The organism is Pseudomonas sp. PDM05 (assembly GCF_014851685.1).
Lineage (GTDB): Bacteria > Pseudomonadota > Gammaproteobacteria > Pseudomonadales > Pseudomonadaceae > Aquipseudomonas.
This window is the reverse complement of record NZ_JACVAC010000023.1, coordinates 14793-37849: the sequence shown is the minus strand read 5'-3', so window position 1 is coordinate 37849 and position 23057 is coordinate 14793. Positions and strand designations below refer to the sequence as shown.

Genomic DNA, 23057 nt, shown 5'->3' with positions numbered 1-23057 from the left:
GAAATTCCTACTTCGAAAATGATTCCATGGGTGTCAAAACCATGCACCAGAGCCCATGCGCTCCATTGCCGTCACCACTAAAGATGAACTGCGATCCGACACCGCACTCGATAGCCTGGGTGGCTACGGCAATCGCCAGCCAAGGTGATGCTCTGCCTGGGTTACCCTGTGAGGTATCCAAGTCGTTAAATCTTTTCTTGTGCATTGCCGGAATCGGCACTTTGTCCAATACCGCAAGCAACTGCGCTCCCCCCTCGGTGTCAACTCCCACTCGCCAGATCTGCTCGACGGGTTGCGCATCCAACGGCGCCCATTCCAGTGCCTGGCGTGCGGCATAAAGCAAAGCATCGTCATTTGCCTCACGCGCCTGTTCCGGGCGATGCAGACAGGCTTTGTAAGGCAACGCCTGATGCGCCCTGCTATTAGCGAACAATGTCCCGGTCGCCACTTCAGCCTTGCCTTCCGGCTGTGCCGGCATGAACTGAATCGTTACCACCAGGAGCAACGCTTGATCAGCAATGCGATGGTCCAGCCAATAGTCCAAGGCATCCAGCCCGCCACTCTGAACAGGAACCACCGACTGCCGAATTCCGCAGAGGCTCCACGCTTGTCGCCATGCTTGTCGCGACACAGCCTCCGGCAGAGCACTCTCTGTTTCGAACAATACGGCCAATGGCGTATTTCCAGGCACCTGTTCCAGCACTTGTACAAGGTCAGCAAGTACTTGCGTCAGTACTCTCTGTAGCCTCAGCCCAGGGGCTTCTTCGGTACTACCCGCGATCCAGTGATGGTTCGCCGCCAACACCCGTAGAACACGCCGACCGCGCCGGAGTTTGTGGGCAAGATCCTCTTCGCGGGCCATATCCCAACCATCGGCAACTTGCTGTTGCCCCAGGTACAGCAAGGCACGTCCAAACCCCAAAAGACACCAACCAAACAGTGGAATACCCACCGCCAGCCCCAGAAAACCAATCGGGTTCTGACGCAGTAGTTGAGCGCCGAATAAAAACACCCCACCCACACCCAGCAAGAGCAGAAACAACGGTAAACCTGCAAACCACCACCCTTTCCCCGGCCGAACGGGTCTGGAAGCCTGGGCAGGCACTTGATCCAACCTGACAGGCATGACTAACGCGCACTCACGGCAGGCAGTGACGAAATCAACGCGCAGCCACAAGCACACCGATGCCCATCGAAGGCTACCGGAAGACCATGGTCACGGAATGCGGGATGCCCCTCGGCAATAACCGTTTGACCATGACCAGGAACTGGGCAACTTACGAGATCGCCTTGGCGTGCCGCGCCTATGCCCCTGAAAATCATCGTGGTAGAGCCTGATAGAACTGTGCCGCCGCTGGTTGTTTTGTCGCCGATGCGGATGATGTTTTTCATGGAAACTTCCGACCAGTAGAAATTAAAGACTTGACTAGACCAACAATGACCAGCAGCAATCGCGCTGGCAACTTAGCGTTTGCTGAAAGTCGCTGACTTGCATTGCATCCATCGCTTGATTTCCTTTCCTCCGCCCAAATACAAAATCTTGCACCAGCCGGCCGTTGAATCTTCAAGCATCACTTCATCGCCGCTTATCAAATACATGCCCTTCGGGTCTTGCTCGGAAGGCTCTACACCTCCTCTATATAGGAATGTTTTTTCTTTAACCACACCAACCACCGGGGAAGACGCATATAAAAAATCAAACAGTGGAGAGCGCACAACGTCAACCACTGCACTTCTTTCCTTATAGGGATATATATAACCACTTCTCCCATGCGCACCAAGCAAGTCTCCCCCCAGACTAAAAAACCGAGAAAGCTTTTCATCTTTAACAAGTCGACCGACTTGAACCCTCATCACAGCCACATCGTAAATATCACCGGCAACATCCCAGGAGTTTGGTGCTTCTACACTATGAATCACAAACAACACTTTCCCACCTGCATCGCCAACAGAAAGCGAAAACACATCGTTAATCCTGCCCTTTGTCCCTGCATACGGAAACTCATAAACAAGCATCGCCCCCTCAGATTTAGATACTGAGTAAGCCGCAATACCGTCAGGGTCACGCGACAGCTGCTCTTGTTTTTCCTTTGGTATTTCCACGTATACAAAGCACACAACAACTCCGTCAAGTTCGACTGGTCGATAACCCCGCCCACCGCCAACTTCATCACATGAGCGCTCATGCGCAAGTACCGGCAACATAAAAACATAGAAAAAAACAAAAACCAGATATTTAACCACTTTTTATGCTCACCTCTATACCAAACCCGACACTTTAATTTCACAGTATTAAATCAACCAAAATCACACCCACCAACATCGCTGCACCTCAACCACCCTTCAGGGTCGGAATCTTTTGAAAACCTAAACTCAACCCATTCCTCCCCGCCCACACGCTCAACATTCAAAAAAGTAACTTTATCTCCCGCCATCAGATATTTTTCGGTTGGCCCTGCAGCCTCTGGCGAGGAAAAAACCCATGCCCTTAGAGACTTCACTTCAGCGACAAATGGAGCTCTAGCCTCGAAACTCATATCATCGGACACTAAGAAGCTAGAAAATGAACCATCACGCCTGTGCGCTCTACGCGTCACCTCGCCACACCCTACACAGCTATCCGAGAGTTCAATCAAAAACCTCCCACCTCGAAAAAAGTAAACATCCTCAATCCACACCGCACCATTTTTATAAGAACTCACTACGCGACCACTTTCCATCCTGTAATTGCATAGATCCCCCCCAGAAAAAAGCAACTCATCTAGAGACCTATTACGTTCTATGTAAGTCAATACTTTGTAGCACGCATTAGCGCCTCGCCCTTCCAAACGAAAAAACACCTCTGCCACACCATCACCAGTTATATCTTCAACATACACATCCTCATACATCTCAAAAACGTCGCGCATAAATTGTTGTGATGGAGACACCGCGAACGTTTCTCCCTTCACGGAAACCGACAACAAGAGTGGCACACGACTAATTACGCTAATGACAGGCGACTCTGCCTGCCCATGGCTTACGCATGAAAAAACACAAAAAAATACGACCCCAAACACCCTCAACACATACGTCGTAACCTGCATCATGAAAGCCCCCATTCTTTCCGAATTTCCTCATATATTTTCATACGCTCATGCAGACCATTGTCACCGCCATTCACTGCGCGAGTTACTAGCTGAACGTTGCCAGGCTCATGATCTACCAAAACGTTAATATCGCCCCGCGCATCATATTTCCTAGTGACAGCTCCGCTAAACCGCCAATACCAGCACGAAACGTCTATCGCATTAAACATATTGGAAGCTAGCGCTTCCGGATCCACTACAAAGTCTACCTTCCGGTAGTTAGAGTAAGACGTGTAGTTATTTTTCCATGTCAGCTGAATCAAGCCCCTGCCCTTATATTTCGGACCATCACCAACCTTTGTATTACCGTTAGCCACTGCACTCGAATGCCTTCCAGGGTCATACTGCACGCCGGAACCAAATTCAACTGTCGTCTCGAAGGCCGCAGACTCATGAAAACATTGCGAAACAAAGTGCGCCTGTTGATGTGGCGTTATGATCCCGTACCGCTCAAGTGCATCATTCAGCTCCCCAACAAACCGGGACTTATCATAGTTATATATTTGCGGGTACTTCACTTTGAACATTTCAGCAAATGCGCGGCCTGCGCCTTTCCCGGAGAACCAGCCACCCGATTTACCAGTTATCTTCTCTAATAGTTCTACTGTGATTTTATGTTTGCTTGTATAGAACTTCCCCACCAACCCCACCGGATGCAAGTGATAAACCTGCCCATGCCCTGGCAGCCCAACCCCTACCGCCACTTCATCCCACCAACTCATCGCGTTGATCCGCCCCTTCTCCGCCACCCAATTCAGCTGCGGTGTCGAGCCGTTATGACCCAATATCTCGTCCAACCCATCCCACTTACTCGGGGCATGACGCCACTCGCTTTCATAAAAGATGATCAGTTGCGCCAATGACTGCGCATGGGCCGGTAACGCCATCGCGGACTGCAGCTCGTCGGCGCTCATGCTCCCATCGCGGTTGCGGTCGATGAGGTCGTAGAGCCGCGTCTTGAGCGGGCCGGTATCTGCCATGTCCGCCAAGGCGCCGTGGCGTTCGATTTGCTCTGCACTTAAACGGTTGGCCGCACGCAAGAAGGAGGCAAGGGCCTGGCGCGGCGTGTCGTAGTTGAAGATCACCTCAAAGCCATCCCATGACCAGGGACTGACCCAAGGAGTGACGCCGACTTCTTCGCAAACCCAACCGTCGAGCAGGTTACCGTCTGCGTCGTGAAGCAGGCCTTCCAGCCGATACCAGTTGCACACCTTGCGACCCGGCATCGCCGCTACCTGGATTTTTTTCTCAGAGGGAAGCCCGTCGAGCAGGCTTTTGGGCACCCACAAATCAGCATCGCTGGGGGTGTTGGCCGCGTTCAGAGACGGTGGTTGTGTTGCACTGAAGTACGCTTGATGCGCCACCACGGCAGTGTCCTTGGCAAGTTTCAGCCAGGTTTTGCTGCTCGCCGGCAGTCGCTCCGCCCAGGCGCGGCAATCCTCGATGAAGGTTTCCACGTCATCGCCACTGAACACTTCCAGATGCAGTTTTTCTTCCGGGTAATCAGCAGCGCAGTCTTGATATAGGCCGATGTGACCGATCAAGTCGGCGGCCTTGATCGCAAAGGGCGGTTCGAGGACAACGATGCGATCCGCTACCGGCTCGCGCTCGCCCTCCAGAGAGTCGGCGTGAACATACTGGTTTACGCGCTCCAATTTACGGAAGGCACCTTCACCGCTGACGCAGACTTCCGTGCCCTGGGGCAAGCGCATAAGGACGTCGCTATTGGCGCTCGCTGCGGCGCGGACATTCAGTGCACTGGCCCCGATCCGATACACGCCCTCGCCAAACGCGACCAGATACTCATAGGCCACATAACCTTGCAGGCGACCGTCGGCATCTTTCAACACCTCCGGGCCATCGGTGCCCTCCACCTTACGGTATTCCCCTTCCCCGCTGACCGTCACTTCCATGCCCCGAGGCAACAGGGCCAGGGCTTTGCCACGTCGCCTCTGGCCGAACACGCTCAGACCCTGCTGACCGGGATAATCGGGGTGGGTATCGCTTGCCGTGGCCTTGACCCGACGCGTTTGCGCCTCGGGCCAGAATCCCGGCCGTACGATGGCCGGATCCGTTTGGTACACCGCCCAGTCGCGCAAATGCATGTACAGGCTGTAGAACACCAGGCTTGGCGGGGCGTCTGGGCTGCCCTCGATTTTGGGCGCCTCAAGACGGTGGCGCACCAACACGAAGTTGCGTGAAAACGGCTTTTTCACCGTCAGTTTTTCAAAGAAGTAGGTCGTGCCGGGCGAGTGCTGATCGATGCGATAAGCCACCACTTCACCATCGGCCAGGCAATGCACGCCGGATTGATCCAGAGTCCCCGCAGTGCCACCGTCGAAATGCACGCCACCGTGCCACAGGCCATTGCGTCCCACGGGGTAGTAACCTGCTGCAGCCTTGGCCATTTGGGTCAGTTGCAGAAGCGGATGAGCTTTGTCCTTGAAGGGATGGCTCCAGTTCTTCAGTGGTAACGGTGTTGGCGCAGGCGCAGTTGAATGAGCAGAGCGGCTCTGCGCCGTGGGCGAGTCGGGCAAGTAGATCGGCGTGTGTCGAGCGGGACTGAAGAGCTCGAAAAACCGAGAAAACAAGTTGGTCATGGCGTAGTTCACTTCTGGTTTCGCAAGGTGATCAGCCAGAGAAACCCGTAAGCCCAGAGGGCACGGATTTATGCTCGGTCAGTTGAGGGGGCTGTGGCATTTCCAGCGACTGCCGGGAGGGCTCCAGGAATTGGAAATCTGCAGCCTTGATATTGAAGTCACCTTGGGTGCCAGCTTCGATCCCGCTTTGATTCAGGGTGATGTAACTACCACCTGCATTCAGGCTGATTTTCTTTTTCGCGACGATGCGGATTTCATCTTCAGCACTGATGATTTCCAAGCCATTGCGCGCCATCAGTTCCAACGTGTCGTTCTGTGCCTGAATACGTACAGGGCCGGCGTTGGCGATCAACTTGATCCCCAGCTTGCGCACAAACAGACTGACGCCCTGCCCCACACCGATAAACAAGCGCTTGACCACACTGACATCCGCCTCAGCCCCGGCGTTGATCATCACGTTGCCCTGCGCAGCCAGTTGCAGGTGCTCCCCGCTGCTCAGGGCAACGCCCCGGGGAGCGCTGAGTAGAAGCACGGACGACTTGAGTCGTTCCAGGTCTTGCTTGAGTAAATTCAACTGCGCCTGCACGTCCGCCGGATCGGCATTCGCCGCCAGAGCGTCAGTGGAGAGCGCGTCCAACTGCTCACTCGCTTGCTCCAAGCGGGCCATCGCCGCGCCCATTTCAAGCTGCTGCCCCTGCGCCCTGGCCTGCTCATCCGCACTGATAAACACCCCCTTCCCACCCCGGATCGCGCCCCACCCATCCGTGCGCAACTCGAACCCTTCACCACGCTGTTGCCTGTGCGCATCCACCAGATGCCCCAGGTTCAACTGGCTCTTGCCGCTGTGTTCCGTGCTCAGCTTGATGTGCTCCTGCCCCCGCGTGTCGTCCATGCGCAGTTTGTTATTGGCCGGAGTGCGCAGCACGTTGCGTTTGTAGTTGCGCAGGGTCACGTGGTCGACGTGCTGGCTGTCGTGCAGGGCGTGGGCGATGTAGGGGCGGTCCGGGTCGCCTTGTTCGAAGGCGATGGCCACTTCGGTGCCGGGGATCAGTGGCAGGTGCAGGCCGTGGGTGTCGCCTGCGTAGGGCCGGGCCAGGCGCAGCCACAGGCTTTCTTCGCCAGGTTTCCAGGTGTCGCGGTCGAACAGGAAGTTGACGCGGTAGCGGCCTTCCATGTCGATGTGGCCGTAAGGGTCGTGGGCCTGGGGGCTGGTGACGCGGGCCGGGACGGTGCCGGCGATTTGCGGTTTGGCGTGCGGGGCCGGGCGAAAGCACAGGGTTTCTGAATAGGGCATCGCCTCGAACGTGGCTTCGAAGCTGCGGTCGCGCGCGGCCTGGGTGGTCAGGCGGGTGATGACTGCACCGGCTTGGAACGCCTGGGGTGCGCCGCCGCTGATCCTGAGGACCTGGCCCGGCGCCAGGGTGGCGCTGCTGCTGAGGCCGCCCAGGCGGGTCTGCTGGTTCAGGTACTGCTCGTGGCGCAGGCGTGCGAAGAAGTAGCCACTTTCGCATGGCAGGTCTTCGTCTTGATCGAGGCGGTTGCCGAGGATTCTGTAGGGTTCGGCGTAGTGGTAGGCATCGCCGTAGGCCCCGCCGCGGCTCTGCTCGATCCCGCCGTTCAGGTGGGCGCAGGCGTCGCGGTGGTGGTAGGCGCGTACGCTGACCTGTTGCTCGACGACCTGGTGGCTCGATTGCAACGCCCATACGCCGTCCTGCCCGCTGCTGCCGAGCCCGGACTGCGGGCGGTATGGCAGTTCGACGTCGAATTGGTAACCGCGCTGGCTATCGAAAAACTCGACGACCTCTAGGCGCAGGCGTTCGTCGCTGGTGAAGCGATACCAGATGCCCACTTCGGCGAGCAGCCGGCTGATAAAGGCCAGGTCGCTTTCGCCGTATTGCATGACCTGTTCGCGCCGGGGGTAGTCGCGCTTGAGGGTGAACAGGAAGTCCTGGCCTTCGAAAGCGTGGCGGCTGCGCAGGATGTGTTCGACGATCTCGGGCACGGATTGGTGCTGGTAGATACGCAACTGTCGGCCACGTTCAAGCAGGGCCAGACGCGGTTGCAGGGTGATTGCATAGGTGGCCTGGTCATTGGAGCCGGACCGGCGGGCGAAGGCGGTGACGACGCCGTGCAGCACGCGCAGGGGTTTGATCTTGGGGGGCGACAGGCTCAGCAGCGGCAGTTTTTGTGGTGGGGCGTGCAGGCTGAAACTGGCTTGATGGCCGAGGATGGAGTCGGCGGCGAGGTCGAGGTCGGGGCTGGTGAATTCGATGCGGTACTTGAACGGCTGGCTTAGCCCCTCCTTGCCTTCAAAGGCCAGAACCTCAAGCGGCGCGGCAACATTGTTGACCCGCAATGTGTGTCGACTGTGATCGAAGAAGACACTCATCTCACGCCTCCATGATTGCGGTTTGCGGCGCAGCATCGTCGTCCGTGAAACTCAGGCAGATGCCCTGCTCTTCGCTGAACTCAAGGCTGACGCATTGGCAACGCTGTTGTGCTGCGCGCCGCTCCAATAGTTGCTGGCTGAGGACAGGCAGGATTTGTTCGTTGAGCAGGCTGTCGATGTTGCGCGCGCCCATGTCCGGTAACAGGCAGGCGGCAACCAGGGCTTCGTGGAGTGAGTCGCCCAACCGGCAGTCGAGGCCATAGTGGAAACGCAACCGCTTGGCCACTTGGGCCAGCTTGAGCGCGACGATGCGCTTGAGTGCGTCGGCTTGCAGCGGTCGATAGATCAACGTCTGGAACCGTGCAAGCAAGGCCGGCTGGAAGTGTTCGCGCAGGATGGGCCGCAGTTGTTCGTGCAGCAGGCTGTCGGGGGCGTCGGGCTGGGCCTGCAAGCAGTCGTACAGCAGGTCGCTGCCGAGATTGGAGGTCATGAGGATGACGGTGTTGCGAAAGTCGATCTCGCGCCCTTCACCGTCTCGCATGAATCCACGATCAAACACTTGGTAAAACAGATTGAGCACGTCGCTGTGCGCCTTTTCGACCTCGTCCAACAGCACAACACTGTAGGGCCGCTGCCGCACGGCTTCGGTCAGCACACCGCCCTTGCCATAGCCGACGTAACCGGGCGGCGAGCCTTTGAGCTGGCTGACGGTGTGGGCTTCCTGGTACTCGGAAAAGTTCAGGGTGATCAGTGATTTTTCGCCGCCGAACAGGCTGTCTGCGAGGGCCAGGGCGGTCTCGGTCTTACCCACGCCGCTGGTACCCACCAGCAGGAACACTCCCAGCGGTGCATGCTCGTTGGTCAGGCCGGTCTTGGCCGCGCGCAGCCGTTGTGCCAATGCGCTCAGCGCCGCAGCCTGGCCGATCACCCGCTGCCCCAACTGCTGCTCCAGCGCCAACAGGCTGCGGTGTTCGTCCTTGAGCAAGCTGCCCAGCGGAACGCCGGTCCAATCGGCAATCACGTGGGCCACGCTGCGTACGTCGACATCCAGTGACAGCAGCGGCTGCTCGCCTTGAATGGCATGGAGTTCCCGTTGTAGCCGTGCGCAGGTGCCCGGTTGTGGTGGCTGCATCCGGCGTGCACTCATCAGTTGTTCGGCCAACTGACGCTCTTGCCGGTATTGCTGCTCCAGTGCGCTTTGCTCGCGCTGCAAATCCGCGGATTGCACGTCGATCAGCCCCAGGCGCTCGCCAACGTCGCCGCCGCTGAGGGCCTGGTCTTGCTCCAATGCCTGACGCTCCAGTTCCAGCGCCGCTTGCCGCGCCTTCAGCCGGACCAGCGCTTGCGGCTCACAATCCAGGCTCATGCGCACGCGGGCACTGGCGGTGTCGAGCAGGTCGACCGCTTTGTCCGGCAGTTGGCGCCCGGTCAGGTAACGCCGTGAAAGGCTGACTGCGGCCTGCACCGCCGCGTCCTGGATATGCACGCCATGGTGAGTGGCGTAGCGCGATTTCAGGCCGCGCAGCATCAGGCCGGCATTGGCGTCGTCCGGCTCGTCGACCTTGACCATTTGAAAACGTCTTTCGAGGGCCGCATCGCGCTCGAAGTACTGTTTGTACTCACTCCAGGTGGTCGCGGCGATGGTGCGCAACTCGCCACGGGCCAACGCGGGTTTAAGCAGGTTGGCGGCGTCGGCAGCGCCGGCCTGGTTGCCGGCGCCGATCAGGGTGTGGGCCTCGTCGATGAACAGCAGCACCGGGCTGTCGGCTTGTTGCACGGCATCGATCAGGCTTTTCAGGCGTTGCTCGAACTCGCCCTTGACGCCCGCACCCGCCTGCAACAACCCCAGGTCAAGAGTGCGTACGCAGACTGACTTGAGGCTGTCAGGCACGCGTCCCTGGGCAATGCTCAATGCCAGGCCTTCCACCAAGGCCGTTTTGCCGACGCCAGGCTCGCCCACCAGCAGCGGATTGTTTTTACGCCGACGGCTGAGGATGTCGATGACCTGACGGATTTCATCGTCACGGCCAAACACCGGGTCAATCTCTCCTTGTGCGGCCTTCGCGGTGAGGTCTCTGGTGAACCTGTCCAGCGTTGCCGACCGGGCATCATCACCCTTCGGTTCAATGGACTCCGGTTCGACAGTCTCTTGCAGCGCCGGACGCTCTTCGGAGACCTGGTCCAGCAGCCCCATCAACCGCTGCAACTGTGCCTCACCGAGACTGAGCAATGGCCAGGCGGCTTCGCAGGCCAACAGGCCGGGCGTCTCCATCAGCGCGCCCAACAGATGCACCGAGCGCAGGCTGTCGTTGTTGTCGTCGAGCGAGGCGCGTAACCAGGCCTGCCTGATCAATTGCTGCAAGGGCGCGGACAACTGCGGCTTGCCCTGCACGCTGCGTGGCAGGCCGTCGAGGTGTTCAAGCAGGCCGTACCACAGTGCCTCCAGATTCCACTCGTAACGCCGCGCGATGACCGTGAGGTCGCCCTCCCCCTGGCCCAGCAGCTTGAGCAGCCAGTGTTCAATGGTGATTTGCGCGTGGCCGCTGCCCTGGCACAGGGACGCGGCCGCACTCAACGCCTGCGCGCAGAAAGGGTTGAGTCGACGAAGCAAACGGGTGGAGTTCTGGGCCATACGCAATACATCCTCACCAAAGGGGCTGGGTCGTCAGGTTGAAACGCGATGTGTTTGGCTGAGCGCCCGCGAGCGGACGCTCAACCCAGCACACCGGCAAATCGCCTGGTGGTGCAGGTACATCACGCGCTCTGGCGTTCGCTCCAGGCATCGGAGTGGATGATGTTGCCGTCCTTGTAGGTCCAGGTGACCTTCTCGTAGCGCAGCTCAATCTGCTCCAGATGGTTGTGTTTCTCTTTGCTGGGGTCTTTGACGTCGTGCATTTTTGGCGCGACCTTCACCACCTTGACGTTCTCCAGCTTGGTGATGAAGTACTCGACCTCCTGCCCCGCATCGTCGATGCGATACCACTTGAACTCGGCGCTCTTGAGGGTTTGCCCAGTGGTGACGGCCTTATAGAGGTACGGGCTGGAGGCATCGATTTCCTTGGAAAACAGGAATGGGGTGTGCACCCGCGTACCGGTCAACTTGCCGGTATTGTTGTCGGTCGGGATGTACAGGCTGTGGTCCTGGGCGACCACCTCGATGCTGCCTTCGCGCTTTTGCACGTCCACCGAGCCTTTGATCTCTGCGCCACCGTCGTCTTGAAGCCAGAGGTAAACGGGAATTGCCATGTGAAGCTCCTTTTCTTGGACATTAAACGTCGCGATGTGCGACGGGAGGTTGCCCGTCTGGTCCTGGAACAGCGCGTGAACACGCCCCTGCCTCAGGCACCAGACGGATGTCGACACGACGATTGGCTGCGCGCCCTTCTACCGTGTCGTTGCTTGCAATCGGTTGGCTGGCACCGAACCCCTGCACCGCGAAGCAGTTGTCGGGGATTGCGCTCATCTGCTGTATCCAGCCATGCACGGCAGCGGCCCGGGCGTAGGACAGCCGGCGGTTTTTCTCGGCGTCGCCAGTGGCATCGGTATGCCCCGCGATCACAATCAACTGGCCAGGCCGTGCCTGGATGCCGGCCAGCGCACGGATCAGCACCTTGGTCGAGCCCGGCTTGAGTCGGGCGCTGCCGCTGGCAAACAGCGAAAGACTGTCCAAGCGCACCACACCCGCCGGTCCCGTGGGCAAAACCGTCGGTGGCGGCTCGACATGGGCGGCCAACACGGCGAGTAACGGGGCACGCAGATGCTCGCCGCGGTACAGGCCCAGTCCCAGGGCCAGCGGTGCACCCTGTCGGTAGTAGGTATCCAGCCGTTGGGCGGCCTGGCGCAGCGCAGTGACGGCGTCTTCGCGCAGCAGGAACGCACGCTGTTCTCGGTGCGTCGGCGGCGGAATCGAGGTATAGCGACGCAGGTCATCACTGACCTGGCGCAGCAACAAGGTGTTCTGCCAGGCTGAGCTGGCCAGCGCGACCGCGCTGGCAGCTACCCACAACCACAAGGCCACGACGCTTGCCCGTTGCCGCGGGGTACGCGACGGATGGCGCTTGAGCACGCCAAGCAATGCATCTGGAAAAGGTAATGTCGCCGTCGCATCGATGACGCGGCCATCGACCAACGCCACCTTGTGCGCAAGCCATTGCCCCCACAGGTTGCCCTCCACCGCCCGGGGCAGCACCGAGACCATTTTGACCGCGCACACGCTGGCGACATCCGTGTCGTGATGAACGAGACAAGGCAACACCTTGTCCTGCAGCCAACCGGCGACACTCCCCAACTGAACGCAAGCGTGCAACCGTGCGGACTGCTCAGGCAGGTCGGCGGCTTGGTGCTGCCACTCACTCAGCGTGGCGCACTGGTCTATATCGCGGACATATGCCTCGGCGTTGCCGCCTTCCCAACTGAACCACGGCTCGGCGCCCTGCACGGTTTGCAGATAACTCACCAGCAGCAATGGCAGCGCGATACCTCGCTTGCGTGCCAGGGTGGCCTGGTAACCGAGGGCTCGCACTCGACCGAGCAGCGCCGAGCTGTCGCTGTGTGCACCGGGATTCACGACAAACATCACGCACAGCTGGGCGCCCCAGCCGGGTCGCAGTGCCAGGATGCCGTCGCAGATCAGCGGCAGTTGCCCAAGGCTGGGTACCCGCACGTAACAACCCGAGGGAGTCTCCCGCAGGCTCAACTGCTCAACGCACACCGGGCCAAAAAGCGCATCAAGGCCATCACCACAGACCAGTACCACCGGATGCCGGAAGGACGCCGCCGGCAAGGCGACGTTGCCACCCAGCTTCACCGATTCGCGCAACACGCGTGCCCGGCGGTTCACTGCTACCCATGCCAACCCGATACCGCACAACCCGAGGACGAGCCCGGCCGCTCGCACCCAGACGGTGAGTGGAATGATCGCCAGCAACGCAAGGAGCAGCCCCCCTGCCCACAGCACCAGCAGTCGATGAGAGGAGATCGTCATCGGGCCCTCACGCTTGATCAGGCAGGAGCAACGCAACCGCATCGCTCAACAGTTGATCCAACCCCCACCACGTTGCGGCCAGTACCACGGTGGCGGCCAGCACATGCATCAGCGGCGACTGCAACCAGCCCAAGCCCGGGATGGCGCCGCCACGTGCCTGGGTGACAAGGCTCTGGTTGAGCCTCAAGGGCGGCACATGGGCGTTGAGCGCGTGCAGCAAGCGTTGACGCTCAGGGTCGTTCAGGTCGCGGTAACGACCTTGAAAACCCAACATCAGCACGCGATGGAACACCGTCAGGACCTGCCGGTCCGGTGCCGGTTCGCGTAACACTGCCTGCATGTCCTCGTACAGGAACTCGCCAGCCTGATGGTGGTTGAAAAACTTGGCCTGAAGGGGTTTTGCCCACGCGGCCTGATCGTTCTTACTCCCATACGTCAGCACCGTCTCATCCAGCAACGCGCATTGCGCATGGGAGATGTGATCGACTGCGCGCTTCGTCATGCCCGCCGACGCGAGCCGCTGTCGAACCTGCTCGACCTGCGCGACACATACTCCCCACAACTCCGGCCGGCCCTCGGATGCAACGCCCTGACGCAACTCAACCACCAGCAGGTAGGTGTCCTGCAGCAGCTCATCAACGTCCGCAGGTGGGGTGTCGTGACCGTTTGAATTGATCTGGTTCATGCGCGCAGCACCGCAAACAGTTCGAGCCTGACGTCGACCAATGTGCTTGGGACGTAGAACGCACAGACTCCTGCGTCCAGTACCGCCTGGCCCTTGGGATGGCTGAAATCAAGCACGAAATACTGGTTTTCCAGGCGCAGCGGAATCGCTGCCGGCACATGGCTGAGGGCCTGCAATGGCACGCCGTCGAGCGCCGCGTTGATCAGGTAGTCGACCGCGTCCGGCGTACCCACCTTGCAGAGCTGCGCAAACTGATCCTGCAACTGCGCCGCGGACAGACGGCTGCGCACCGACAGATAGAAATCCGCACCGTCACGCTCACGCAGGCGGGGATCATGCAGTTGCACCTGCCAACGATTGGCGCCCTGTGCCTCCAACTCCAGGGCAACGACCCGCGACGGCAGACTGGCTTCCAGCAACAGCGAAATAGTGTTCATCAGCGGTGCGAACACCGCTTCCAGGTTGCCGTGTTGATACGCGGGCACTTTGTCGATGTCGTGCTCCAATGAGAACGTCAACAGGCTGCCGGCGAGTTTGATCAGTTCCTGGTAGACCTGTTCGGGATGACGCGCCGGAAAACTCCGCAGATCGGCCAGGACCGGTTGGTAGGTGTTCAACGCATTGAGCAACCAGAACAGCGAGACATCGGCCACGGCAAAATCGGCCATGCGCTGATTGCTCTCGCGCCGCATGCCCATGAGCCGTTGCCGCTTGGCCGCCAACTGGGTCAACAGATTATCCAACTGGCTCAACAAACCCGGATGCGCTGCAAAGTTGAGCAGCGGCGGCACGTAGATCGGGTCAAGGCTCCAGGCACCCTGCCCGTCACGGACCAGCCGCGCAACGGGACAGGTCACGTAGTCCGCGTTGTCGTCACTGTGCAAACGCAGGCTCAGCGCGTGCTCCAGCACTGCGATGGATTGCCGTTCATCGCTGTAGACATCCTGGACCTCGCGCCAGTCCTGGCGATAACGGATCGGCCGGTCGCTGTTGCCGCCGTCAAACAGACAGTTGTTGCCATTGGCCTGCTCCAGCGGCAATGCCACATGCACCAGCGTATCTTGGACCTCATCGGCCAAACCCAAGGCAGGTGGCAGGCGGTCAACGCAATCGGTGTCGATCCACGTCCCGTCGGGTAGGCACACACGCAACTGAGTGGCCTTGAGTTTGCCCAGGCGCAAGGCTTCCAAATCAAACCCGACGGCCTGGACGCCCCAAGGGTGCGCCAGGCTCAGATGAGCAAGCTGTGCGTTGGCCCAGGCCTCCCAACGCGTTTGTTGCTGGAATTGCTGCGCCGACAGCAATACGCCGCAAGCCCACAGAGGGCGATCGATCTTCATGGCATCGTTTCCCTACGATTGACTCAAGCCTTGGCCTTGGGCATTTGCGAAACCAGCGACAAGTTCACATCCATGCCCTCCACCTGGAAATGCGGCACGGCGTACAACTTGACGCGGAAGAAGCCCGGGTTGTCTTCGATGTCTTCCACCGTCACCTTCGCATCGCGCAGCGGGTGTGAAGCCTGCAAGTCATCGCCGGGGTCGGTCATTTCAGTCACGAGCCCGCCAATCCACTTGTTGAGCTCCAGTTCCAGCAAGCGCCGGTCTTTGGTAGTGCCGATGTTTTCGCGCTGGATCAACTTCAGGTAATGGGCGATGCGTGACAGTAGAAAGATGTAGGGCAGGCGCGCGTTGATACGACTGTTCGCCGTGGCATCCGGGGTGTCGTAGAGGGCAGGTTTCTGCGCGGAGTTGGCGGAGAAGAAACACGCATAGTCGCGATTCTTGTAGTAGGAAAGTGGGATGAAACCGAGGTTGGCAAATTCGAATTCGCGGGTTTCCGGGATCATGACTTCCGAGGGAATCTTCACCTGGTTGCCAGTGCCCAGGTCGTACAAGTGGATGGGTAACTCGGTCACCGCACCACCGGACTGTGGCCCTCGGATCTGCACGCACCAGCCATTGGCGATGAAGCTCTTGACCATATTGGCGGCGAACGCGAAGGAGGCGTTGGTCCACAGATACTTGTGGTGGTCCGGACCCTTCACGCTTTCGACGTAATTGAAACTGCGCACCGGAAGAGTGTCTGGGCCATAGGGCAGGCGCCCCAGCACACGCGGCATGGTCAGGCCGATGTAGCGCGCATCGTCACTGTCCCGGAACGACTTCCACTTGATGTATTCGGCGCGATCGAAATAGTTGCCGATATCCTTGATCGCGGCCACTTCCTCCATGGACGCTTTGCCAAAGAATGCAGGCCCGACGGAACCCACGAACGGCATGTGGGCAGCCGCGGCCACTTTGGAAATGTTACGCAACAGGGCAATGTCCTGCGGGCTGCGGTCAAACTCGTAACTGGAGATGGCAGCAGCGATGGGCTCACCGCCGGGGGTGTCGTATTCCTGGGTGTAGGTATGCAGGTAGAGACCGCTCTGGGCGATTTCCGGCGCGTCTTCAAAATCCTGCACCAGATGGTCTTTGCTGATGTCCAGCAGCTCGATACGCACGTTTTGGCGGAAATCCGTCTGGTCGATCAGCGATTTCACCCCACGCCAGGTCGACTCGACGCGCTGGAAGTCCGGGTGGTGCATGATCGCATCCAGTTGACGGCTTATCTGCCGATCCAACGAGGCGATATGCTCATCCAACAGCACCTTGTCCAGGCGTTCGACCTTATGGGCTGACTGTTTCAATAACTGCAGGAACACATTGACCGCGGCGGTAACCCGCTCATCAGCAGACACATCGGAAAGTGCCTCGGTATTTTGAAACACCTCGAGCCCGCCTAACTCCGCCACGGGACTCAAGTTAATTTTGCTGAACAGTGTGGCGTAGACCCCACTGTTGTTTTCCGACAGTACGGTGCTGCCGTGGGATTGCGAACCGGATTGTTCTACGGACATGCTCAAAACTCCTTTTTCAAACCCGCGGACATCAATTAGTTTTAGGCGCCAACGCGGCCAGTTCGGTACGAAGTTCAGCGCTTAACGCGTCGTCCTTGAGAATGCGCTCCAACTCATGTCGGAAGGTCGCGTTATCCAGCAAGTTGGATTTGAGATCGCGCAACAGATTGCGCATGGCCAGAAGTGCACGTAACTGCGGGACTTGCCGCGCAACCTGCTCCGGTTCGAAATCCTTCAGGCGTTGGAAGCTCAACTCGACAGTGGTGTCGCATGCGTCATCCGGCAAGGTGTTTTCCACCACCAGTTTCAGTCCCGGCGAGAACTCGCCGAGAACACTGTCAAAGTTGTTTTTATTGATATTGATCTTGCCCCGCTCCGAGAGTGGGCGTTGTTCCTTGCCGTTACTGTAGTCCCCCATCACCATTAACTTCAGGGGCAACTCGACTTTTTTCTGGGCGCCGCCGGTATGCAAGTCCAGTTTGATATTGACCCGCGCCTTGGGCACTTCATTCTGAAAACTATCTAGCGTCATCACTTCATCCCTTGCTGTATGGCAAAACAATAACCGGCCATCACTGGCGCTCTCTGTCGCCGCAAGAATGAAGTATCCCAGACATTTTTTACCAGCCCCCGAACTATGCGCGGGAACTTTCCACAAAGCTTTGAAGATGCATCCTACAAACCGCACAGATAAACTCTATTTCAACTTTCTATTTATTCATAAACAAAAAAATATGAAACAGCTGTCAGAAGAAGAGTAAATCCAGGGAGAACCCAAAACAAACCGATGAGGCAAGACCTATACAGACAGAGTGTTCCTAGCGTTAGAAATCACAATGCCTACAAACGCGAGAAAACCCAAGGCGAGGCATTCGATGAGAAGAACGCTTAAAAAGCGAGGCACGACTCACACCGCAACCGGCACATTAACGTCCGGCTGCGGTCGGTTGAAATCGTAATAGTTGTATTAGGGCAAGTCGGGATCAGGCCTCCCGACTTTTCACCTTCAGATGCCGCGCGTACCAGGGCCGCTTTGGCACCCGCTTGAACAATCCCTTCAGCGCGTCATCTTCTGCACCGAAAGTAATGCGCAATGCCAGCTTCATGGTTTCCGGGTCCATCTCCATCGACCGCCCCATCTGCAACCCCGGTGTGGTGCTGCAGCCGTGGGTGTCCGGGCCCAGCCAGGGGTCGCCGACTTCTACCCAACGCCCCTGGGCAAACCACGCCACACCGTTGACCTCAAGCCGGCTGACCTCACCCGGATTGAAGCGCTCATGGGCACGGAACCAGTCCTCGATACGGTCGTCGATCCAGCCATGAAAATGCCAGAACACCGGGTTCACATGGGATGAGAACGGGTCGCCCAGAAAGTCGTTTTCCGCGGCATACCACCGCGCGGCGAAGTCCGAAGGATCGCGGGCGAAGGGCACCGGGCCACCGTTGGAGGGGTCGCGAGGCACGGAGGCCCAGCGCATGTGCAGCCAGTCGTGCAGCCCCAATTCCATCTCGGAACCGAGCTGGCCCAGGGTCAACTTGGCCAGGTAGCGCGGATCGCGGTATTGGGACTCCCACACTTGAAAGTTGCTGTGGTAAGTCTCGGCCGCCTTGATGTCGCTGACCCACTGGGTGTAGTCAGGGTCATCCGGCGCCGACCAGGTGGGCGGCAAGGCAAAGCCATCGTGGTTGTCGAAGTAACGCACGAAACCCAGCCGGTCACGCTCCAGTGCAGGTTGCGGTGCAGGGAATTCGGGCCACGAAGGCAAGTCTTGCATCGAACGCGCGGTGCCGAGCATATGGCGATGCATGAAGAAGAAATCGATCCCCGAACCGTTGCGGTCCTTGTGTTTGCCGCGCGCATCGCGCTCCTGGCCGCGGGGGCCGGGTTGCCAACCGATGCCGCGCAGGGCATCGCGCTTTTCTTCGGAGAGTTTGTGCCATTGGTCACGGGTCGCGTGCCAGAGCTGGTGGAACAACCGATGTTCGGCGCTGATCAGCCAGGCCAGCAGGGTCGGATTGAGGCCGATGCGCTCGCGGGCTTCGGGAAACAGTTGCTTGTGCGCGATAAACCGGTTGTCGCGTTCGGTCAATGCCAGGGGACGATCGAGGTTGAGAATCTGCCCGCTGAGGGTGCCGCTGCCGGCGTTGCCAAACACGCCCCAGACTTCGTCGAGGGTCATTTTGAATTCATAGGCGGGCACGCCACCGGGCGCGTCGCGGTCGATCAGGCGCCAGTAGAGCGTGGCGCCCTCCCCCGGCAGCAGGTCGCCGAGGACACGGTAACGCGGTTCGCCGGCGGCGCGCAGGTTGGCTGCGGTGTCGAGGTAGCCACGCAGGCCACGACCCCGTGGGGCGATGTCGAGCAACAGTTCCAGGCCCTGCAGCGGCAGGCCTTTGAGACCCGCGTCGCGACCTTCCAGGCGCAGGCTCCAGACACCGCGCAAGCTGTTCGCCAGGTGCTGGCCGGCAGTGTCGGCCAAGTCCACCGTGGCTTCGCCGGGAGTGATCGGGAATTCTTCTTCACGCGTCAGCTCGCGATGGGCATAGAAGGCCGCTGGCACAGCCGCGCCGGTCAGCGCCAGGCCTGCGATGAACCCACGTCGAGAGATCGTCATTGTCTACCTTAGGAAACGGCTTAATCAGAGCTAGAACGTTTGCAGGCCGGGGAAATTTACCGCACTTGGCGCACCGCCTAAATTTCTGCGTCCAGCGCTCGTTCTTCCCTGATAGCAAAGGCCTCAACTGACTGAGATGGCAATGACAAAACCACGTTCGAAAAAGGCGCTGTATATCGGCCTGCCACTGGTACTGGCCATCGGCGCCGCAGCCGGTTTCCTGGCCTGGGATCACTGGTTCAGGGGCAATGCGGGTTACCCGCTGGCAGTGATCAAGCAGGCCAATGAAATGCAGGATCGCCTGTTGTCGTTCGACAGCCATATCACCGTGCCCCTGGATTTTGGCGGTGTCGGCAGCGAGGCCGACAAGGACGGCAGCGGCCAGTTCGACCTGGCCAAGGCTGCCCGCGGACGCTTGTCGGGAGCGGCGCTGACGATTTTCGGCTGGCCGGAGATCTGGAACGGTGCCAACGCCCCGCACAAACCCACCGACGGTTTTGTCGAAGAAGCGCGCCACGAGCAGGAAGTGCGCTACAAGATCATCTCCGGCATGGTCCGCGACTTTCCCAACCAAGTGGGCATTGCCTACACCCCGGACGATTTCCGGCGCCTGCATGGCGAAGGCAAATTCGCGATCTTTATCAGCATGCTCAACGCCTACCCCCTGGGCAATGACCTGAATCAGCTGGACCTGTGGGCCGCACGTGGCATGCGCATGTTCGGCTTCAGCTATATCGGCAACAACGCGTGGTCCGACTCATCGCGCCCACTGCCGTTTTTCAATGATTCCACCGACGCCCTCGAAGGCCTGTCGCCGATTGGCCAGCAAGCCGTGCACCGCCTCAACGACCTGGGCGTGATCATCGACGTGTCGCAGATGTCGACCAAGGCGCTGGAGCAGGTGGCACAGCTGAGCCGCACGCCAATGGTCGCGTCCCACTCGGCGCCGCGAGCGTCGGTGGATATTGCGCGCAACCTCAGCGACAAGGAACTGCAACTGATCAAGAACAGCGGCGGCGTGGTGCAAGTCGTCGGGTTCTCGGCGTACCTGCGGCCGCTGAGCCAGCCGACCCAGGACAAGCTCAACAGCCTGCGCGCACGTTTTGATCTGCCACCGCTGCCAAACCTCGCGATGGCGCTGATGCCCGGCGACGCAATCATCGCCGCCTGGCCCGAGCAGAAATTCGGCCAGTACGCCCAGGGCCTGTACGGCATTCTTGAGGAAGAACCCAAGGCCAGCCTCAAGGATTGGGGCGACGCCATCGACTACACGGTACGCAAGATCGGCATTGATCACGTCGGCATCTCGTCGGACTTCAACGACGGCGGCGGCATCGACGGCTGGGAGAACGTCGGCGAGGTGCGCAACGTCACCGCCGAGTTGATCCAGCGCGGCTACTCCGAAGCTGACATTGCCAAGCTGTGGGGTGGCAACTTCCTGCGCGTGTGGGACCAGGTACAAAAAGCCGCCAAGCCCTTGGCCAATCGCTAATCACCTAGAAGCACGTCCATGACCGACCGCCGTACATTTCTCAAGCAGGCCGGGGTATTTGCCGCCAGCCTGCCGCTGCTGCCCGAGGCGCTGGCCGCGACTGCCGCGCCTGCGGCAAAACATCCATGGACGGATCTCAAGCAACTGTTCAACCAAGACCCGAGCTACCTGCACTTCTCCAACTTCCTCGTGGCGTCACACCCCAAACCGGTGCGCGACGCCATCGAGCACTACCGCCTGCAGATCGACCGCAATCCCGGCCTGGCGATGGACTGGGGCCTGGAAGAAACCTGGAAGCGCGAAGGCCAGGTGCGCGAATGGGCCGGTCGTTATTTGCAGGCCGCACCCGCGCAGATCGCCCTTACCGGCAGCACGTCCGAGGGCCTGGCGATGATCTATGGCGGCATCCAGCTGCGCGCCGACCAAGAGATCCTCACCACCGTGCACGAACATTACGCGACCCAGAACGTGCTGGATTTTCGCGTGCGCAAGCAAGGCACCCAGGTGCGCCGGTTCAAGCTGTTCGAGCACGCCAACCGCCTCTCGGCGGACGAAGTGCTCGGTAATATCCAGCGCAATATCCGCCCCAATACCCGCGTGCTGGGCATGACCTGGGTGCAGTCCGGCAGCGGCGTGAAGCTGCCCATCGGCGAGATCGGCCAGTTGGTGACTGAACACAACCGCCACCGCGACGACCACGACCGCATTCTCTACGTGGTCGATGGCGTGCATGGCTTTGGCGTGGAAAACCTCGACTTCCCGGACATGCACTGCGACTTCTTTATCGCCGGCACCCACAAATGGATGTTCGGCCCGCGCGGTACCGGCCTGGTCTGCGCCCGCGAGAGCGAGAACAAGTACATCACGCCGATGGTGCCGACCTTTTCCGAGGACACCAACTTCGCGACCACCATGACCCCTGGTGGCTTCCACGCATTCGAACACCGCTGGGCGGCCGATGAAGCCTTCAAGCTGCACCTGCAGCTGGGCAAGGCGCAGGTGCAGGCGCGTATCCATGCGCTCAATACCGAGCTTAAAGACCAACTGCTGAGCCACCCGCAGATCGAACTGGTCACGCCGCGCAGCGCCGAACTGTCGGCTGGCTTCACCTTCTTCCGGGTCAAGGGCCAGGACAGCAGCGACATCGCCGACTACATGATGAAACAGCGTGTTGTCATCGATGCGGTGGACCGCGATGCCGGCCCGGTGATCCGCACCGCGCCCGGCCTGCTCAATTCCTCCGACGAGATCCAGCGTTTCATGGCCCTGCTGAGCCCTCGGCTGTGACGTGCATTTTTCCTTTTGACCAGAGGCCCTCATGATGCGATCCCGATTCAACCCCCTGGCCGCCCTGACCCTGGCGGCCGCCTGCGGCGCCCTGCTGCCAGGCCTGGCCCAGGCTGCCACGCCGCAGCCGGGCAAAGTGTTCAAGGACTGCAAGGACTGCCCGGAAATGGTGGTACTGCCCGCGGGCACGTTCACCATGGGCACGCCCGAGGATGAAGTCGGCCGCGAGCCTGACGAAGGCCCGATGCACACAGTGACCTTCGCCAAGCCCTTCGCCATGAGCCGCTTCCACATCACCGCCAGCGAGTGGGACAGCTACGTGCGCCAGACCGGAGTAAAAATCGCTGACGGCGACACCCGCCCCGGCCGCGAATGCATCGCCAGCAAACCGCGCTACCCGCAGGGCCCACGCCAACCGGCGGTATGCATGGACATGGACGACATCCAGAGGTACGTGAGCTGGCTGTCGAAAAAGACCGGCCAGCAGTACCACATGGTCAGCGAAGCCCAACGCGAATACGCCGCGCGGGCCGGCACCAAGGGGCCCTTCCCGTTCCCGTTTGACGAGGGCAAGGGTTACAGCATTGCCGGGCACGCCAACACCTACGGCCCGGCGGATGGCTACAGCTATTCCTCGCCGGTGGGCAGCTATGCGCCGAATGGGTTTGGCATGTATGACATGCACGGCAATGTCTACGAGCGGGTTGCCGACTGCTACCACGAGAACTACGCCGGTGCGCCGTCCGATGGCAGCGCCTGGACGGAACAGACCTGCGAGGCCTACGTCATTCGTGGCAATGACTGGGGCGAGGCGCCCGTGTTTTCGCGCTCGGGCAACCGCAACAATATCTACCCGCAGACGCGGGGGGACTGGATTGGCTTTCGGGTAGTGCGCGAACTCTGAAGCACTGAAGATTCAAATGTGTGCAGGCTTGTGTGGGAGCGGGCTTGCTCGCGAAAGCGGTGTGTCAGTCA

General features: G+C 59.7%; 17 protein-coding genes. 3 read left to right on the top strand and 14 right to left on the bottom strand.

Going from position 1 to position 23057, the window contains the following annotated elements:
• Nucleotides 1-7 precede the first annotated feature (7 nt).
• The 14 genes from IB241_RS26495 to IB241_RS26430 form a co-directional block, all read right to left on the bottom strand.
• Nucleotides 8-1042, bottom strand: coding sequence for a hypothetical protein (locus IB241_RS26495; RefSeq protein ID WP_225595743.1), 1035 nt, complete (start codon nt 1040-1042; stop codon nt 8-10).
• 86 nt (nt 1043-1128) lie between these two features.
• Nucleotides 1129-1392: a PAAR domain-containing protein gene (locus IB241_RS26490; RefSeq protein WP_192301134.1), complete on the bottom strand. Its 264-nt coding sequence runs from the start codon at nt 1390-1392 to the stop codon at nt 1129-1131.
• A 72-nt stretch (nt 1393-1464) separates the two neighbouring features.
• Nucleotides 1465-2244 carry a hypothetical protein gene (locus tag IB241_RS26485; RefSeq protein ID WP_192301133.1) on the bottom strand — a complete coding sequence of 260 codons (780 nt, stop codon included), beginning with the start codon at nt 2242-2244 and terminating at the stop codon, nt 1465-1467.
• 53 nt (nt 2245-2297) lie between these two features.
• Nucleotides 2298-3089, bottom strand: coding sequence for a hypothetical protein (locus IB241_RS26480; RefSeq protein ID WP_192301132.1), 792 nt, complete (start codon nt 3087-3089; stop codon nt 2298-2300).
• Nucleotides 3086-5728 carry a hypothetical protein gene (locus tag IB241_RS26475; RefSeq protein ID WP_192301131.1) on the bottom strand — a complete coding sequence of 881 codons (2643 nt, stop codon included), beginning with the start codon at nt 5726-5728 and terminating at the stop codon, nt 3086-3088. The genes IB241_RS26480 and IB241_RS26475 overlap by 4 nt, the downstream gene beginning before the upstream one ends.
• Nucleotides 5729-5759: 31 nt before the next feature.
• Nucleotides 5760-8117 carry a type VI secretion system Vgr family protein gene (locus tag IB241_RS26470; RefSeq protein WP_192301130.1) on the bottom strand — a complete coding sequence of 786 codons (2358 nt, stop codon included), beginning with the start codon at nt 8115-8117 and terminating at the stop codon, nt 5760-5762.
• Nucleotide 8118: 1 nt separating this feature from the next.
• A complete protein-coding gene (tssH, locus tag IB241_RS26465) occupies nt 8119-10749 on the bottom strand; it encodes a type VI secretion system ATPase TssH (RefSeq protein ID WP_192301129.1) in 2631 nt (876 codons plus the stop codon).
• A gap of 122 nt (nt 10750-10871) precedes the next feature.
• The gene (locus tag IB241_RS26460) at nt 10872-11363 is read right to left on the bottom strand and encodes an Hcp family type VI secretion system effector (RefSeq protein WP_192301128.1); all 492 of its coding nucleotides are present in this window, start codon (nt 11361-11363) and stop codon (nt 10872-10874) included.
• A 22-nt stretch (nt 11364-11385) separates the two neighbouring features.
• Entirely contained in the window at nt 11386-13101 is a 1716-nt protein-coding gene (locus IB241_RS26455; RefSeq protein ID WP_192301127.1) for an OmpA family protein, read from the bottom strand.
• 7 nt (nt 13102-13108) lie between these two features.
• Entirely contained in the window at nt 13109-13786 is a 678-nt protein-coding gene (gene tssL / locus IB241_RS26450; protein ID WP_192301126.1) for a type VI secretion system protein TssL, short form, read from the bottom strand.
• A complete protein-coding gene (gene tssK / locus IB241_RS26445; RefSeq protein ID WP_192301125.1) occupies nt 13783-15126 on the bottom strand; it encodes a type VI secretion system baseplate subunit TssK in 1344 nt (447 codons plus the stop codon). Before tssK ends, tssL begins: the two co-directional genes overlap by 4 nt.
• A gap of 23 nt (nt 15127-15149) precedes the next feature.
• The gene (tssC, locus tag IB241_RS26440; protein WP_192301124.1) at nt 15150-16688 is read right to left on the bottom strand and encodes a type VI secretion system contractile sheath large subunit; all 1539 of its coding nucleotides are present in this window, start codon (nt 16686-16688) and stop codon (nt 15150-15152) included.
• A gap of 31 nt (nt 16689-16719) precedes the next feature.
• On the bottom strand, nt 16720-17220 hold the full coding sequence (gene tssB / locus IB241_RS26435) for a type VI secretion system contractile sheath small subunit (RefSeq protein ID WP_192301156.1): 501 nt from the start codon (nt 17218-17220) through the stop codon (nt 16720-16722).
• 451 nt (nt 17221-17671) lie between these two features.
• Complete coding sequence (locus tag IB241_RS26430) at nt 17672-19303, bottom strand: PvdJ/PvdD/PvdP-like protein (protein ID WP_192301123.1); 1632 nt, start codon at nt 19301-19303, stop codon at nt 17672-17674.
• 142 nt (nt 19304-19445) lie between these two features.
• On the opposite strand from IB241_RS26430, the gene pvdM reads away from it, so the two are divergent.
• The 3 genes from pvdM to IB241_RS26415 are packed head-to-tail and all read left to right on the top strand — an operon-like array spanning nt 19446 to nt 22986.
• Nucleotides 19446-20795, top strand: a complete 1350-nt coding sequence (gene pvdM, locus IB241_RS26425) for a pyoverdine-tailoring dipeptidase-like protein PvdM (protein ID WP_192301122.1) — start codon at nt 19446-19448, stop codon at nt 20793-20795.
• Between the two features lie 18 nt (nt 20796-20813).
• Entirely contained in the window at nt 20814-22082 is a 1269-nt protein-coding gene (locus IB241_RS26420; protein ID WP_192301121.1) for an aminotransferase class V-fold PLP-dependent enzyme, read from the top strand.
• A gap of 31 nt (nt 22083-22113) precedes the next feature.
• Complete coding sequence (locus tag IB241_RS26415; protein WP_192301120.1) at nt 22114-22986, top strand: formylglycine-generating enzyme family protein; 873 nt, start codon at nt 22114-22116, stop codon at nt 22984-22986.
• Nucleotides 22987-23057 lie beyond the last annotated feature (71 nt).